Origin of the sequence: Methanobrevibacter sp. (genome assembly GCF_045130115.1) — an archaeon.
GTDB lineage: Archaea > Methanobacteriota > Methanobacteria > Methanobacteriales > Methanobacteriaceae > Methanocatella.
In genome coordinates this window covers 23,356-41,870 of record NZ_JBGUPC010000004.1, presented here as the reverse complement: position 1 = coordinate 41,870, position 18,515 = coordinate 23,356, and the positions used below count along the sequence as shown (strand labels likewise).

The 18,515-nt window shown below is 32.9% G+C and carries 4 protein-coding genes; 3 read left to right on the top strand and 1 reads right to left on the bottom strand.

Annotation, left to right across the window (positions count from 1 at the left end):
- Positions 1 to 362: 362 nt before the first annotated feature.
- Complete coding sequence (locus tag ACJMML_RS00570) at positions 363 to 7,199, top strand: Ig-like domain repeat protein (protein ID WP_405305496.1); 6,837 nt, start codon at positions 363 to 365, stop codon at positions 7,197 to 7,199.
- A gap of 48 nt (positions 7,200 to 7,247) precedes the next feature.
- Positions 7,248 to 9,752, top strand: coding sequence for a hypothetical protein (locus ACJMML_RS00565; RefSeq protein ID WP_405305495.1), 2,505 nt, complete (start codon positions 7,248 to 7,250; stop codon positions 9,750 to 9,752).
- Positions 9,753 to 9,941: 189 nt separating this feature from the next.
- Here the strand turns inward: ACJMML_RS00565 and ACJMML_RS00560 are convergent, their stop codons facing one another.
- Entirely contained in the window at positions 9,942 to 13,964 is a 4,023-nt protein-coding gene (locus tag ACJMML_RS00560) for a C1 family peptidase (protein WP_405305494.1), read from the bottom strand.
- Positions 13,965 to 14,328: 364 nt separating this feature from the next.
- Here ACJMML_RS00560 and ACJMML_RS00555 point away from each other — a divergent pair, with 364 nt between their 5' ends.
- Positions 14,329 to 18,465: a DUF3344 domain-containing protein gene (locus ACJMML_RS00555; protein WP_405305493.1), complete on the top strand. Its 4,137-nt coding sequence runs from the start codon at positions 14,329 to 14,331 to the stop codon at positions 18,463 to 18,465.
- Positions 18,466 to 18,515: the final 50 nt, after the last annotated feature.

Here is an 18,515-nt window from a genome sequence, read left to right as displayed (position 1 = left end):
TTAATTATGATTTTTAATGTTTAAATACTTAAGTAATTGTAAAAAACAAAGGATAATTTGCAAAAAATTGAGTAATAAATTATAAAAAAATACTATTTAAAACAATGCTAAAAATCAACCATACCGCCAATTAACAATAATATATTATTTTAATCTCAAATAAACTAATAATATCCAACCAATATTATAAATAACTGATTTAAACCCCCATTATTAAAAATTAATACTTTAAAGAGTAATACTTAAAAAAGGTTTAAATAAATCATGCCCCTATATATAATAATTGTATTAATAATTTATATTTTTTTATTAATTAAATTAATACAAAATAATTAAAAAATATTACATTTTGGAGGAATGAAATGAATACCAAAGTAAAGAAATCAAGTATAATTCTTATGATTTTACTGATATTCACAATTTCTCTAGGAGCAATATCTGCAGCGGACAGTGATTCAGCCGATGAATCGCTAAACCAAGCAGAAGATATTGGCCTTGAGGAAGCTCAAAGCGATATTGATGAATCACAGGACATACTTACAGCAACTGACGTGAATAAGACATTCACCGATTTCAATACTGACATAACTGACAAGACAGAAGTCGACTTGGAATCCAACTATGTCTATTCAGATGGAGACACAGCATATAAAAACGGATTTGCTATTGATCGTGAGCTAACCATCAATGGTAATGGGCAAACCTTAAATCCGAACGGAAACCTATTGTTCAATATAGGTTCAAGTGGAAAACTAACTTTGAATGATTTGACCATTGTAAACAGCTACACCAGTACCGATGCAATGATTAAGAATAGTGGAAATTTAATTTTAAACAACATCACTTTTACTGTTGAAAGACACATATTATCATCTGCAACCTCTGGAGCTAAATTTATCACAATACAGAACGATGGTGAAATGACTGTAAACAATTCTAATTTTATAAATTCTCTCATTTACAGCGATCATATTTCTTCAACATCAAAACAAATTAATATTTACGGATTAATTTACAACAACAATAAAATAACTATTGAAAACACAGTTTTTGATGGCAATAAGCTTGTCAATCCTTCCGAAAATAAATTAGGAAGAACAATTGACATCTGTGCAGTATTGCACAATACAAACAACATGTTATTAAACAATGTAGTGATAAGCAACACAAATGTCAACTATGTACCTTCCGGAAATCCTCATTTTGAAGGAATAATCTTCAATGAAAAAGGAAAACTGGAAATTAATGGAAGTACAATAAAAAATAATCATATATCTTTCAGTTCAACAAATTCTAACTTTAAAGGCGTAATTTATAGTGAAGCGACAACCAGCGAACTTATTATGTCCAATTCCATAATTGTAGACAATGAAAATACCAATGATGGAACAGGAAAACAAATTGTTGAATACAAAGGAACTGCAGACATCAACAATAACTACTGGGGAACCAACAATCCAAATTTCAATGATTTAGTTACTGGAACTGCACCTGCATCTTATGTTAGTTTAACATTCAACCCTGAAGAAGCAACAGCCGGAGAAGAAAAAACCTTCGACATTGCATTTAAGGTAAATGATGAGACTATCACTACTTTACCTAATTATACTGTTGCCGTAAACTCAAACAAATTAGGACCACAGGATGTTGAAATTAAAAACGGTGTTGGCCAATACAAATACTTGCCAATAATTGCCGGAGAAGATACAATAACCATTAATGGTGAAGAATACACCATTACTGTTAATGCAGGCCCAGCAGGAACTTTCACTGACTTAAATAATTTGATTATTGCAAACGATGAATTAGAATTATACAGAGACTATGTTTACCAATCAAGCGACAGCGCATTGCAGACTGGAATTCCAATCAACAAAAATGTAACCATTAATGGTAACGGCTACACAATTAACAGTACCAATCTTGCAAGACTATTCACTGTTGCAGCAAATTGTAACCTAACTTTAAGAAATGTAACCTTAATAACTGATTTCGTAATAGCTTCCAGTGCTACTTCAAATGGAAATATCCTCAACAAAGGTAACATCACTTTCGAGGATGTTACATTTACAAGTAAAAGAGTGAGTAGGCCAACTGGAGATAATGCACTTGCACCTGCAATACTTAATGATGCTGCGGGCATAATAACCATTAAAAACAGCAGGTTCATTGATTCCATCTCCAATTATACAGGCACATCAACAGTAATGCCATATGGTTTAATATATAACAAGGGAACCATGATAATCCAAGACTCATTATTTGCAAATAACGGAGTTTATTCAAAAGGAAGTTCATTAAGCACACAAAATGGAATTCTCTACAATACCAAAATTTTGAACATGACCAATACAACATTTGAGAATAACTTCATAACCTACGAAGGTACAGGAAATTCGATGATAAACGGTATTGTATATGCTGCTGTTGGAACAATTGCATCAATTGACAACTGTACTTTTAAGGAAAATGTTGTATCAAGCAAATCTATAGGAACCGGAGTAACTTACCTTGCTTTTGGAACCCTATGTATTAAAGGCGGAACAGTAACTGTAACAAATTGTGATTTCATTAAAAACTCCGCTTGGACAGGTTCTGCAATCGCCGCAACACCAACCAGCACACTTACATTCACTTCCGAAAATAACACATTCATAGAAAACAACAACAATTATGAAGGTGCCAATCCTGAAGGAGGCTGCGGTGGTGCGATTTATGTCAACTACAAAGTAATTTTTAACAGCGTAAATGATAAATTCATTAATAACAGCGCAGTTAAGGGCGGAGCAATATATGCAAGAACATATGTTTCAGGCACAACAGCCACACCTGCAGATGTGACCGTTACAAACGCTATTTTCGAAGGAAATACCGCAACTACCGGCTCTGCAATTTACAGATCAGACAAAACAACCGCAAATAACAATTATTGGGGAACAAACAGTCCAGAATTTAATGTTTTAATTAGTGATGGAACTGACAGTTTAACACCTGACAATTATGTGATCATGAAAATTGAAGGTCAGAGTGTTGTTCTTCCTGAATCACAAGCAACATACACCATCAACTTCAAATCTAATGACACAGATGCAATTTGTGAATTACCAGATTATACTGTTGACTTATCTGCAACCAATGCATTATCCGACTATACTGTTACAATCTCAAAAGGTAGTGCATCATTCACTTACTTTGCAACATTGAATGAAATTGAGGACACAATAAAAGCTTCATCAGATTCAGTTGAAAAAGCAAGCTTAGATGTAATCGTTAGTGAAGACCCAACTGCAGAAGGAACATTTAAAGAATTAGACAGATTCATAAGAAAAGCAGATAGCGAACTTGATTTAATTAAAGATTACACTTTCGATGCAATAATCGATGCAGGACTAGAAAATGGAATTGTCATTGATAAAACCTTAACTATTAACGGACACGGATTTAAAATTAACAGTACCGATTTAGCTAAGTTGTTCTCAATAACCTCCACCGGCAATTTAACATTGAAAGATGTAACTATTGTAACCGATTATGCTGCTACCGGAACCTATAGTAGCACTCGTGCGGAAGCCAGCATTAAAAACTTAGGAATCCTTAATTTCGATAATGTTACATTTACACTTAATCAAAATGTGACCAGCACTGCTGGCGCTTTAGCTGCCGGAATATATAACACCAACACATTCAATATCGTTAACAGTAAATTTGTAGACTCAAATGTTTATACAACCACCTCACACTGCCTCGGTTTAATTGATAACAATGGAGGTACCCTGACTGTTGAAAACACTATTTTCAATGGAAATTCATTTATAGACAATTCCACATCATCTTCCCTTTACTTTGATGGATTAATCTATAACATGGGTACATTAACATTTGAAAACGTGAATGTCACAAACAATTACATGGAAACACCATCAAACTCACGTGGACTTATTAGAACATACACAAATAGTAAAAACACAATTAACAACAGTCGTTTCGAAAACAATACACTAAATTCAACCGCCAATAATGCACAGGGAACAGTAATATTTGCTGAAGCTGGAACATTGACCATTACAAACTCCGAATTTATAAACAACACTGGAGCCAGAAGTGGTGGAGCATTATACATTGCCATTAATCCAACTCTTGTTAACAACACTTTTGAGAAAAACGTTGCAACTGAAAGTGGTGGAGCAATATATCTTGCTTCCGGAGCATCTCAACCAGTATTTATAAACAATACATTTAAAGAAAACAAAGCTATGACCGGTGGAGCAATCTATTCCGGATACAGTTTACAATCCAGTAAATCATATAACTTCACTGCAAATACATTTATTGCAAATGAAGCTACCAAAAATGGTGGTGCGGTATATGCTGCTTCAATTGGATCCAATACTTATCCAGTTGAAAACAATGTCTTCATAAACAATAAGGCCGGTGAAAAAGGAGGAGCAATCTACTCCACAGGAACCTTAAAAATAACTAAAACAATATTCCAAGGAAATGAAGCTGGTGAAGGTGCTGTAATCTACACTACTAAAACTACTGTATCCACCATCACATATTCAATATTTGACAACAATGTTGTAAACACCCCTACCGGAACATTGATTTATTATTATGGAAGCTCAACTGCAGATTATAACTATTGGGGAACAAACACCCCTGATTTCGATGCAATTATTGCAGTGAACGGAGGAACAAAAACCATTCCAACAAACATTGTTATAATAACCATTGAGGGAAATGAAATCATATCCAGTAGCGACAATTATATCATCAATTTCAAAGACAATGTAACTGGAGATATAGTGCAGTTACACAATTATGAGGTAAACATAACCTCTGATTTGAATACTGTAACCCCTACATCAGTCGTGATTGCTGATGGAGAAGCTACTTTCACATACAATGCTGAAAATCACGGTACAGATACAATCAGAGTTATGAAAGACAATGTTGAAATCACAAGTTTCGATGTTACCGTTTCATCATCAAAACAAACACCGGAATTTACTATTGTTGCAAATGATGTAAACTACGGAGATGCATTAAACCTAACATTCACAGTAATAGCCGGACCAACCGGAGAAAACATCTACAAATGGACAATCTTCAGCAAAAACGGACTATTACTCGAAACCGGAAATGTAACCGCAGACAACAAAATCATAACCACAAACACCTACAACGCCGGAAACTACACAATTGAAGTAGCACTAACCAACGTTGAAGGATGGAATGATTTAACCGTAAACGACACATTCGAAATCAAAGCATTGCAAAGCGAAATAAAACCGACAGTCACCATCAACGATGATGACACCGTCACAATTGACTTAAACATAACCTCAAACGACCAACCAATCAACGTTGGAGGCGAAATCAGCTTTGAAATAGATACAACATACAATAAAGCAGTTGAAAATGGACAAGCAACCATAACAACAAACAAACTAACTCCTGGAAACTACACAATTGTAATTTCATACACAGGAGATGGAAACTATGCTACAAGCGCAACAGAAATCAAATTCACCATCAAAGAAACAGTTGTTATAGATGATGTATTAAACATCACCCCATCTGACGACAATAAAACCTACACTTACACAATAAAATTGCCTCAAGACGCAACAGGTAACTTAACCGTAAGTGTTGGAAACATAACAGAAAGCAAAAAACTAGAAAATGGTGAAGCAACAATAATTCTTGATGGATTAACCCCTGGAGTACAAGAAGTAACAATTACATACACTGGTGACGACAACTACAAACCGGTTACAAAAATTGATACCATCAATGTCCCAGAGGAACCTAAACAAAACCCAGAATTCACTATTGTTGCAAATGATATAACCTACGGGAATCCATTAAACCTAACATTCACAGTAATAGCCGGACCAACCGGAGAAAACATCTACAAATGGACAATCTTCAGCAAGTTCGGATTATTACTCGAAACCGGAAATGTAACCGCAGACAACAAAATCATAACCACAAACACCTACAACATCGGAAACTACACAATTGAAGTAGCACTAACCAACGTTGAAGGATGGAATGATTTAACCGTAAACGACACATTCGAAATCAAGAATGTTACCGATGCCAGATCTGAAATTCCGGATGATGAAATTAATGTTACCATGAGCATTCCTGAAGGAACAACAAGCCCTAGTTTCAACATCACATTACCTAAAGATGCAAATGGTACCTTCACTGTTTATGTGGATGGTAAAGCATACGAAAAGCAATTGGTGAACGGTAGTGCAATAATTACTGTTGAAAACTTGACTGTTGGAGATCACAATATTTCAACTGCATACAGCGGAGATGACAACTATAAAGGATTTACAACTGAAAATCAAACTGTAAACATACCTAAAGCTGTTATTCCTGGTGGAGATAGTGTATTAAACCCAACTACTCCTGAAGGATCAGATTCCCCATCATACAGCATTAACCTGCCTAGCGATGCTACAGGTAACTTGACCGCAACCGTTGATGGCGTGAACTACACTGCTCCGTTAGTTAACGGTAGTGCAACTGTAACTGTTCCTAAATTAGCTCCGGGCAACCACAACATTACTGTTGCATACACTGGTGATGAAAAATACTCAAGCATTTCTAAAACCTCCACATACACTGTAAAAGAACCAGTTGTTAAAATTACTGAAAATAAGGATGTGACAATGCTATACACTGCAAAAACTCCTTATAAAGTACTCATAACAGTTGACGGTAAAGCAGTTGGTGCAGGAGAAGTTGTAAAAATGACATTCAATGGCAAAACATACAATGTTAACACCGATAAAAACGGTTACGCAACACTCAAGTTACCAGATGTAAAACCTAAGAAAGCAAAATATACAATAACAGCAGAATATAAAGGTGTGAAAGTATCTAACAAAGTAAAAGTGAATAGTATTATAAAAGCTAAAAACAAAAAGGTTAAAAAATCCAAAAAAGTCAACAAAATCAAAGTTACCTTGAAAAAAGTGAACGGCAAATTCCTCAAAGGCAAAAAGCTCACTTTAAAAATCAAAGGTAAAAAGATTAAAGCTAAAACCAACAAGAAAGGTGTTGCAACATTCAAAGTCAAAAAGAATGTTCTCAAAAAACTTAAAGTTGGCAAAAAATACAAATACACTGTAACCTTTGGAAAAGATACTGTAACCAAAAAATTAACCATTAAAAAATAGGGATTGAATTCTCTATTTTTTCTTTTTTTATTTTATCCGAGGATTAGTATGAATAAAAAAATAATATTTGTCCTGATGATTTTTTTTGCACTTATATTTACATGCGGAGCAATATCTGCAGCTGACAATGACACTATAACCTCAGACAATACACAATTAGAAGAATCATCGATGGATTTGAATTCAAATGTTGAAATCAAAACGTTTAAAGATTTGAATGACGAAATAAGCACAAAAACAGAAATAGATTTAGATTCAGATTATATCTACAATTCATCTTCCGACAATGATTATAATGATGGAATAGCCATTGATAAGACTGTAGTCATTAATGGACACGGATTTAAAATCAACAGTACAAACGAATCCCGATTATTTGATGTTAAAACCAATGGTAATCTGACTTTAAACGATCTGGTTTTATTAAGCGATTACGGAAATACCAAAAAAATTGAGGCAAGCTTTAAAAATGCAGGAACCGTGACATTGAATAATGTAACATTCATTACAACACAGACCAAAATTGATGAAGGAAGCTTTTTATCAGCTTCATTCTACAACAGCGGAGTGCTAAATATTTTTGATAGCAAATTCGTTAATTCCACCGTAACAACAAACAGGCAAACATATTTAGGATTAATTTGCAATTTAGGTACTTTAAATATTGAAAATACCATTTTTGATAATAACAAACTCATTGAAAGTTCAAGATACGCAAGCACAATATCTGCAACCAATTTGATATGCAATGAAAAAAGACTAACATTAAATCAGGTCAATGTTACCAATAACTATATGAAGACCCCCGGAACAATACTTGGCCTAATAAGGGGAGTGGAATCTTCATCCAGTGAAATTACCATCAACAATAGTTTATTTAAAAATAATAAGGCAGATGCTACCGATAATAATGTGCAGGGAACAGTAATATGGACCAAAGCGGGAACCCTCAATATCTATAACTCCCAATTCATCAATACAACCGGAGCAGCAAGTGCCGGAGTAATTTACTCACTGATTCCAAATATTTTTATTAACAATACCTTTGAAAAAAATATTGTGGCAGATAGGGGAAACGGAGGAGCAATATACACTCAAGGAGTTTCCACATTCATAAACAATAGATTTGAAGACAATTCTGCATACAATGGTGGAGCAATATATTGCACCGAAGATTTGCAGTCCAGCACTTCCAATTTATTTAAAGGAAATGTATTCATTAATAATAAAGCGAGCAATCAGGGAGGAGCAATATACTCAGCCGGGAATATAGGAAGTAAAACATGCCCAATCGAGGATAATATATTTATAAATAATGAAGCCGGAATGGGTGGAGCAATATTTTTAAGAGGGTCTTGGGCATCCAAATCAATATATGCTACAAAAGGAATATTTGAACAAAATTATGCTCCTCAAGGAGGGTCTGCAATTTATAACTATATGGCAACTGGAAGTTACATTGCAAATATAACTTATTCCATATTTTATGACAATTACAATAATGTAATCAATGCAGGAAGCGGATCCAGTGCGGAATATAATTATTGGGGAACAAATACTCCTGATTTCAGCAAAGCAACAAAAACATTCACTCCGACCCATATTGCAGCAATAACAATTTCCGGAGATGAAAATTTAAAATACCGTGGAGAGTACAGCGTTAATTTCAAGGACAATGTGACAGATGAAACACTCAACAAACTACCGGATTATGCTGTTGATTTAAAGTCCAATTTAAATCCAGTCACACCAAAATCAGTTGTAATCAGCAATGGTGAAGCTACAACTGAATATATCGCTGAAAAAACTGGAAATGACATTATTAAGGTCATGAAAGATGGTGAAGAGTTAGCTAAAATCAACATTAATGTTTTGGATATTGTTAAAACACCATCGTTCAGCATCACTGCAAACGATGTCAATTACGGAGATAAACTAAATCTGAAATTTAGCGTGACTTCCGGTCCCGAAGGCGATGAATTTTATAAATGGTCCATATTTGATGAAAACAATACATTAATCGAAATAGGTTATGTAAAAAACAATCAAATCGAATATAATAAAACTTATTCCGAAGGACGATATTCAATCAGTATTAAGCTGAGCGGTGCTGAAGGCTGGAAAGATTTAGAGGTCAATGATACTTTTGAAATCAAAAAAGTCAATATAGACCCATCAACTAATTCAACAGGAAATGAAAACAATACCCACACACCTGATCAAAGCACAGCAGGAAAACCAACAAATACCCAAACACAAAGCAATAAAAAAGCAACCCCAAAAATAACTGCAAAAAAGAAAACATTTAAAGCAAAAACCAAAGTTAAAAAATATACTATAACTTTAAAAGCAGGCAAAAAACCTGTTAAAAAAGTTCGAGTCATATTAAAAATTAAAGGAAAAACCTATAAAGCTAAAACAAATGCCAAAGGTAAAGCAACCTTTAAGATTAAAAAATTAACTAAAAAAGGCAAATTTAAAGCAGTTATTACTTTTAAAGGCAACAAGAATTACAAACCTGCCACCAAAAAAGTGAAAATTAAAATTAAATAGAGATTAACTATCTCTATTAATTTTTTATTTTTAATGTATCTGAATAGATAATTGAAGACTGATTTTTTACAAAGAGTGCTTTATTTTAAACAGAAATGCCATTATTTTTATGAATTGTTTCTGCAAGACAAAATTATGCTAGCTAAAATTAAAATAAATAAAGATGATGGTTGGTTGAAAAATTGTTTTTTATTTTATTCTGATTGTGTTTTTAACTGTCAATCCTGCATATGTTGTGTAAATTTTATTTTTACCTACTTTCAGATTTTTCAAATTAACTTTTGCAATCCCTTTTTTATTGGTTTTTGCAACATATATTTTGCCGTTGATTTTAAAAGTTATTTTCTTTTTAGATAATGCCTTTTTACCCTGTTTTAGTGTTGCTTTGAATTTGATTTTTTTGGATTTTTTCTTGGAAATGTTCTTTGTGAATAACACTTTTTTCACGATAATCTTATTTGAAACTTTAATACCTCCATAAAAAGCATTCACAGTATATTTTCCAGGTTTTAAGTTAATTTTTAGAGAAGCATAACCTTTACCATTAGTTTCTCCGTAAAATACTTTAGATCCGATTTTGAATTTGACAATTTCTCCAGATCCTGCATTATCCACCTTTACTTTATATACACCATTCTTGTAATACATATTTACATTACTGCCGGACAATCCTGCAATTTTAATAGTGTCTTTGAAATATTCGCCTGTTTGCGGATTGACAATGCTTACAGGATAATTCTTATTGGATTCCAAATCATTTAACTTTAAAGAGATTCTTCCAAAATTATCGGTAGTTACCTTGTAGTTAACTCCGTTGAAATTAATATCAACAGCAGTTCCAGCTAAAGGAACACCATTTTGGGTTAATAAAACCGCCTCATATTTTCCGCCGTTAAGTGAATTTGAACTTAAAATACTTGATTCAACCTTAATCTTCTTATTGTCTGAAATGTCAAAGTAGTTTTCATCACCATAAAAATTGATTGAAACATCATATTTTGCAATATCACCCAATCTTGCAGTTACTGTGGCCCTTCCTTCAAAATTAGTTGTTCCAATGTACTGTTTTCCATCGACAATGAAAAATACCTGGCGATTGACAATCGGATTTTCATAAATGTCCTTTAAGATTATGGAATATGAAACATCCCCTGTCGAATAAACGGTCAAATCATCTGCAATGAGCTTTGTTTTGTTTATTATGATATCAAAGCTGGATTCATATATGCTGCCATAATATGAATCATTGAGACTTGCAGTTAAAATATAATTACCATAAAGCAACTCTTTTAAATCAAGTACTCCTTGACCGCCTGTAAGATTAACTGCATAATTTTCATCATTTATTGTAACATTTAATGTTGCATCGATAACATATGGACTCTCAAATGTGATTTTAACATTGTTCTTATCTTCGATTATTTTAACATCAATGTCGGCATCTATAATTATGATGTTGACAGTATAGTTTGAAATGGCATTTTTATAGGATGCATCAATTTCAAATGACCCCTTATCAGCAAATTTGTAGCTTAGAGTAGCTATACCATTTTCAATGTTTGAAATTATATCCTCACCATCAACATGGAAGGTCAGGTTACCTGACTTCACAATATTTTTAAACTGGTCAGTGACAAATGCAGTTACATTTACCCTATTGAAAGTGTTCTCGACATTTAGGGAAATTATATGCTGGAGCTCATATGAAATTGTAAACGCCTTTATCGCAGCCACCTGTGAAATGTATTCATGACCCTCATTCAATAGGGTGGTATATTCATAATCATACAAGTCGATCCATTCAATGCCATCCTTACTGAAAAATGAAACACCAGTTGTATTTAAATTCTGATTTGCAAAACGGCCTTCTGAAATTGCAAATTCAGCACCGTTTTTATTTGTTAATTTAAATCTTATTTTGAATGAATCGTTAGGCTGTAATGGAATATAATCTCCCAAATTAATTGTAGTGTAACCTGGGTCACATGTGCCTGATTTGGTTAATCTCAAATCATCATTTACATAAATAAACAAATCCCAATCAGTTGTCTTTCTAAAGTATGTTGAAACACCTGCCAACATGTCATATCCTGTTGCATTAAACATGTTTTCAACCCAAATTGTGTTTCTGCCAGTTACAAAATAATCTGTTTTTCCAATATAATCGTACTGATAATTCTTGTCATATTTTGCAGTATCATTAAATACAAATGCATAAGTCATATCAGGAATTCCCACCTCTGCCAATACCTTATCATAGTATGACACATAGAAATAACCATCCTCACCCCAATCAGAGCTCCAGCTGTTTTTAACAATCCAAGCCCCATCACCAGCGGGAGTTGTTAAAAAGTTATCCCTAGAATAGTAGTCATCCCATCCGACAATCGCCACGCCGTGATTTGCATAGGATTGAGCAGGGAAAAAGTATGCATTCTTATCTTCATTGAAGTAATAATATGAAAAGTAAATGCCTGTTGAAACTGCACCATATTTCATTATTGCCTCTTTGATTTGGTCATTGTCAGTATAACTGTCGCGTTTCAAATAAATTATATTCTGAACATGAGTGATTGGATTTAAAAGTGGAGACAACATGCTGTAATCATCATAATAATCATCAAACTCGCTTACTGGACCCAACCAATTTACAAGGTATCCAATGGCCATATTATCATTGCCTCCTCCATTAGTTTCGGTTTTTGCCCATCCATAATTAGAATACAATTGCATCAAATTCTTCATATTCTCTTCAGACAGATCCAATAATTCACCGGATGCCTTTAAAATTGCAGACTCCAAGGAGGCGATAGTTGCAAATGCCCAACAATTTCCACCGCTTTGCTGATCTTTAACTGGAGTGACCATTTGAAAATCCCTCAAATCATATGAAGTTGGAATGAATCCCTGATAATCGTATGTTGAGAAAAATGTTGTACAATTCCCATCACCATTTATTACAAATGTGAAATTGGACTCGAAAAAGTCATTTTCAATCTTTGCATGATTGTCCTGATAAGTATTGAAAAATACTTTTTCATCGGTGTTCAGCATTGAATAAACCGCACCGGCATAATCTGATGCGACATTAGCAATAAAATTGTTGTTTTCAAGTTCAAATAATTTTAAATCATCACCATAAATTGCTCCTCCGTTACGTGCATGATTATTTTTGAATGTGGATTCTATGCAGGTCAATGAATTATACATTGAATAAATGGCACCGCCTTCATAAGCTGCGGTATTATTTTCCAAAAGGCAATTGTTTAATGTGATTTTAGAGTTTAAAGAAGTTATTGCCGCACCGAATGTTGATGAGGAATTATAAATTTCTAAAAGAGAGGCTCTAAGTTCTGATTTTAAAAGGTAAATTGCACCACCCGCATCGTTGATTGAGTATTCATTTGTAAAAATACTGTCTTCAATATTAATTACAGAAGAATACAGTGCTGCAATTGCACCACCATAATTATAAGCAAAATTATCCCTGAATTTAGTCTTTCTGATATTTAAGTTACCATTATTGATATAAATGGCCCCACCATATTCTGCCGTATTGTTAAATAATGTACAATTAATTAATGTTACAGTCGGAGACACTGATTCAGATTTGTAAGCAATTATTGCTCCTCCAAAGGAATTTGTTGCCGAATTTACCAAATCTGTTGCTTCGGAATATGTGGCAATTCCAACTGCATCTTTGAGAATGACATTTCTCGCATAAAAAGTACCTCCTGCAACTTCAACATTGAAATTAGCCAAAGTCACATTCTCAACAATGAATGTCTTTCCATTGGTCACCATCAATATCCCTGTACCTTCATTTCCAGAATAGCTCAATACTGTTTTTTCTGGACTTTCACCAATTAAAGTGATGCCGTTCACAACCCTATCCTGAGATAGATTATACTCCCCATCTGCAAGATATATAGTTGATGACTGAACCAATCTTGAAGGTTCCATTGTATTGTAGGGATTGTCTGCAGATCCATCCCCATCAGTATCTGATGAACTATTAAAATAATAACTTGCACCCTTTAAATCAGATTGCTGTGGCACTGTTAAAACATCTTGAATTTCATGTGATGATTCCAAATAATCAGAGGAACTGTTTACGGCAATATTATCGTGAGCAAAACTCTGTGGAACCATCAAGATGATAAACATGAACAATAAAAATAGGAATACAATTTTACTTTTATAAATTGACAAAATTAAGCCCCCTTAAACATTACTGATAATTATGATTTATAAGTATTAAAAGTTATTTAATACTTTTTTTAAAAAAACAATGGATTTGGTAATACTACAAATAAAATAAGTCAAAAAGTATTACTTAAATTTGAATAAAACACCAATTAAGAGAAAAATTAATTAGTTTAAAAATTAATTACATTAAAAATTTAAAATCAAAATCCTTGATTAATTCAATTATGTACAAAAAATGAATATTATCTAAATTAATCTTCAATTAATCCAAATTACCGGAAAATAATCAATTAATTATTCAATTAAAATATTATATATAGTGTATTACTACAAAGCATATCTCATATAAAATTTGTAGGCGAAAAAAATGAAAAAATACATTTACATAATCTCTTTGATAGTGATACTCATTATATTTTCAGGCATAGCATTCGCACATGAGGACACTTCCAATGAAACATCCATCATAAGTGAAGACATCGTTGATGAAGATATAATCAGTACCCCCAATACATATTACGCTGAAAACTCAGCAAACTTTAACCAATTAAATTCAGAAATTGAAAGTAAAAATGAAGTCACACTAATGAAAAATTACACATACCAATACAAATATGACTCCTCACTAAAAAATGGAATAACAATCAATAAGGATGTTACAATCAACGGAAATAATTTCACAATTGATGGAAACGGCATTAATTCAATATTTAATGTCCAAAATAATGGAAAATTAACTTTAAACAATGTATGCATCATTAATAGTTTTACAGGAGCCTCATCAATAATAAACAATCATGGAACACTGACTTTCAATAATGTTAATTTCACATCCCACAGAAGCATTTCAAAAGCAGACACCGGCCTTTTCAGAGATATTTACAATGCAGGAAACTTAACAATTAAAAACAGTAACTTCATAGATTCAACATTCGAGATTACCTCAAACCAATACACCAACTTAAATGATTTAAAAATCAGAGGATTCATTGATAATGCTGGAGAATTATCAATTGAAAACACCATATTCAACAACAATCAATTTAAACCAACTAACAAACTTGGAAGATCCCATGAAGTGAGCCCTATTTTATTCAATAACAATCCAGGACTTACTTTAATATTGAACAACATCAGTGTCATCAACAATAAAATACAATTCACCTCCTCTGCCCAGGAAGTCTTTAAAGGATTAATCAAACACGAAAACGGTACTTTAATAATAAACAACAGTCTATTTGAAAACAATACCGGATTATTCTCAAACAGTAATTCCGATTGTTTTGGAGTTTTGACAGGAAGTGGAAACAACATCTTAATAGAAAATACAATATTTAAAACTAATGAATTTGAGGATGCTTTAATAACCACATATGCAGATAATTTGACAATTAGGAAATGTGTGTTTGATTCAAATACCCTTGCAAGAAATATTGTCCTCAATAAAGGAACCGGAAATATTAATATAACCCACAACCTATTTCTTGAAAATGATGCGAAAAAAATTATAGAATCCTCAAGTTTCCTAATAAAAATTGATGAGAATTACTGGGGAACTAATGATCCTAATTTCAGAGACATCGCCTCACTTAACTATGAGCCTACATACATAATTTTAAACTTTACAGGACCTGTCGAAGTTGTGAATCCTGAAACAGTTTATACACTTGATTTGAATCATCTAAACAATAATGAATATGTGAATGGAAACATATACGATTACTATATCAATGTACATTCAAATAATCTCAGAACAACAACACCTGTGGATATCACAAACGGAACGGGCCAATATATTTATGCCCCAATTGATATGGGCAGAGATGTTCTTACTGCAGGCAACATCAAGTTAGAAGTAACGGTTGCACAGATTTTTTTAACCGCAAAAATTGAAATCATCAATGAATATACAAATAATGTATTTGCAGGAACTAACAACATAATTGATGCAAAAGTATTCGTTAACCGGGATTTTGGAACATATACAATCAAATTGTTTGCAGATGGCGTGAAAATCGGAGAATATGTCGAACAATTAAGTAGAACACCTAAAGAAATATTTTTTACAGACAATACAATCAGACCAATAACCCCGACAACAGTTGCCGGAGCTGCAAATACCCAAATAAACTACACAGTTCAAGTTTTTGCAAACGATAATCTGATTGGGCGGGAAACAAAATTTACACCATTATTATATAACGGATATCTGGGCAAAGATTATGGTTATCCAATTAATGATATCGAATTTAACTACAATACAACTATAACTGGAGACATCATAATCCAAATACAACCAGATACAGTTTATGCAGGAGCATCAGACACTTCAAAAGACTACGAATGGAGAACAGTCCTGTCAACAGACTCAACATTTACATCAGGATTCTTATATATCCCATACAACTGGGACAAAACCACAAGCGGAGCATATCCTGAATTTAATCTAATATTCAATAATAAAAACATAAACAGCAAAATCATCGGAAAATATCGTGATCAGGCCAACATTGGAGATTACGGCAGATTAGGATATGGAGTGTTGATTTATAATGTTACCGATTGTCTTCAAAACGGTAGAAACACTCTTATACTTGAAAAAGAAAAGGGATTAACAGCAGTTTATCCACCAACATTAATTACCCTGTATAACAAAACAAAAAGCGAATTTTCAAAAAGCATTTTTATTAAAAATGGTGCGGATCTGTTATACAATGCATATAATCTGGCAAACAGGGCTGTAGAATCCAATACAATTTTTAACGTTGAAAACCTTGAAAACATTACTTCCGCAAAAATATACGTTTTTGGAGCAGGCGCAGGCAATGAAGAGGCTGATGCCAGCTTTAACGATAAGATTTATTTAAACATTTGGGAAAACTCAACCGGTACCAACTATCATGGAGCATTTGAAGCAGACGTCTTAAACTTACTTAAAAATAATAATCAATTGAAGTTCATTTCAACTGGAGGAACAATACTTGCCTTGCAGAATATTTTAGTTCTTGAATATCCAATCATTAAAGAGAAAACACGAATTGAAATTAAAACCGAATATGAAAATACTGCGTATGCAGGAACCAATAACACATTGACAGTCAACATTAAAGTAACTGAAAGAGGATTATACACCATTAAACTGCTTACAGACGGCGTTGAAACAACCGCCACAACACAAGAACTGCCTGAATCATGGATAAGGATATTATTAACCGACCCCACAATTTATGCAATCGATAAAACAACTGTTTCCGGTGAAGAAAATAAAAAAATCAATTATACCATACAAATATATAAAAATAATACAGTCATTGAATCCGAATCAATAATTGTTCCTTTACTTTATAACGGATATCTCGGAAAGGATTATGCTTACCCAAGCGATAATCTTGAATTCACATACAATAAAACAATTAGTGGAGACATCTTGATTCAAATTAATGATGATTCAAGTTATATGGGTCTTAAAGACACCTCAAGAATTGACAATTGGGAAATTGAATTACCTCAAAACTCAAAAATCATCAATAGTTTCCTATACATATCATATAATTGGGATAAAACTTCAACAAGAGATTATCCCATATTTGATTTGAAATTCAACGGAAGAAACATTAATGAGAAAATTATTGGCCGATATAAGGACCAATCCAACTTGGGAACAAGCGGAAGATATGGTTATGGTTTAATGATTTATGACGTCAGCGATCTAATTTATGAAGGCCAAAATTCACTAACTCTTAAAAAGGAAAGTGGGTTAACTGCCGTTTATCCTTCAACCTTGATTACATTATACAATACAACAAAAAGCAACAATGTAAAACAGGTATTTATTAAAAATGAAGCGGACTTGCTTTATAACAATTACAATCTGGCCAATAGAATTATCTCTTCCAATGATTTGATCAATATAGATTTAACTAATGTCACCAACTCAACATTATATGTTTTTGCGGCCAGTGCCAATAATGGAGACAGCGACTTAAAAGTGAATGACAATTATTATTCAAACATTTGGGAAAATTATTCAAGCACCAACCACAATGGAATGTTTAAAATTGATTCAACAGACATCTTAAAAGAAGACAACTTAATATCATTCATTTCAACTGGAGGAACCATTCTTGCACTTCAAAAAATCATTGTAACTGAAACATTAAAAGAAGAGCCAACACCAACTGCAGACAATACTCCTGTAACACCTCCACAAAATACAAAAACAGCTCCAAAATTAACTGCAAAAAAGAAAACATATAAATCCAAAACAAAAAATAAAAAATTCACAGCAACACTTAAAAACAATAAAGGAAATGCAATAAAAGGTGCCAAAATCATCTTCAAAATCAAGGGTAAAAAATACACTGCCAAAACCAATAAAAAAGGTATTGCATCCATAAAAATAAAAATTAATAAAAAAGGAAAATACACCATTACTATTTCATATAAAGGAAGTAAACTATACACTTTCAAAACCATCAAAAGCAAATTAATAATCAAAAAATAATGATTCAAAATCATTATTTTATTACTTTTTTAAATATGTGAAAAGTTAAT

Bases quoted from the DNA above. Each gene is read 5' to 3' on its own strand.
- ACJMML_RS00570 (WP_405305496.1), top strand. From the start codon at position 363: ATGAATACCAAAGTAAAGAAATCAAGTATAATTCTTATGATTTTACTG.
- ACJMML_RS00565 (WP_405305495.1), top strand. From the start codon at position 7,248: ATGAATAAAAAAATAATATTTGTCCTGATGATTTTTTTTGCACTTATA.
- ACJMML_RS00555 (WP_405305493.1), top strand. From the start codon at position 14,329: ATGAAAAAATACATTTACATAATCTCTTTGATAGTGATACTCATTATA.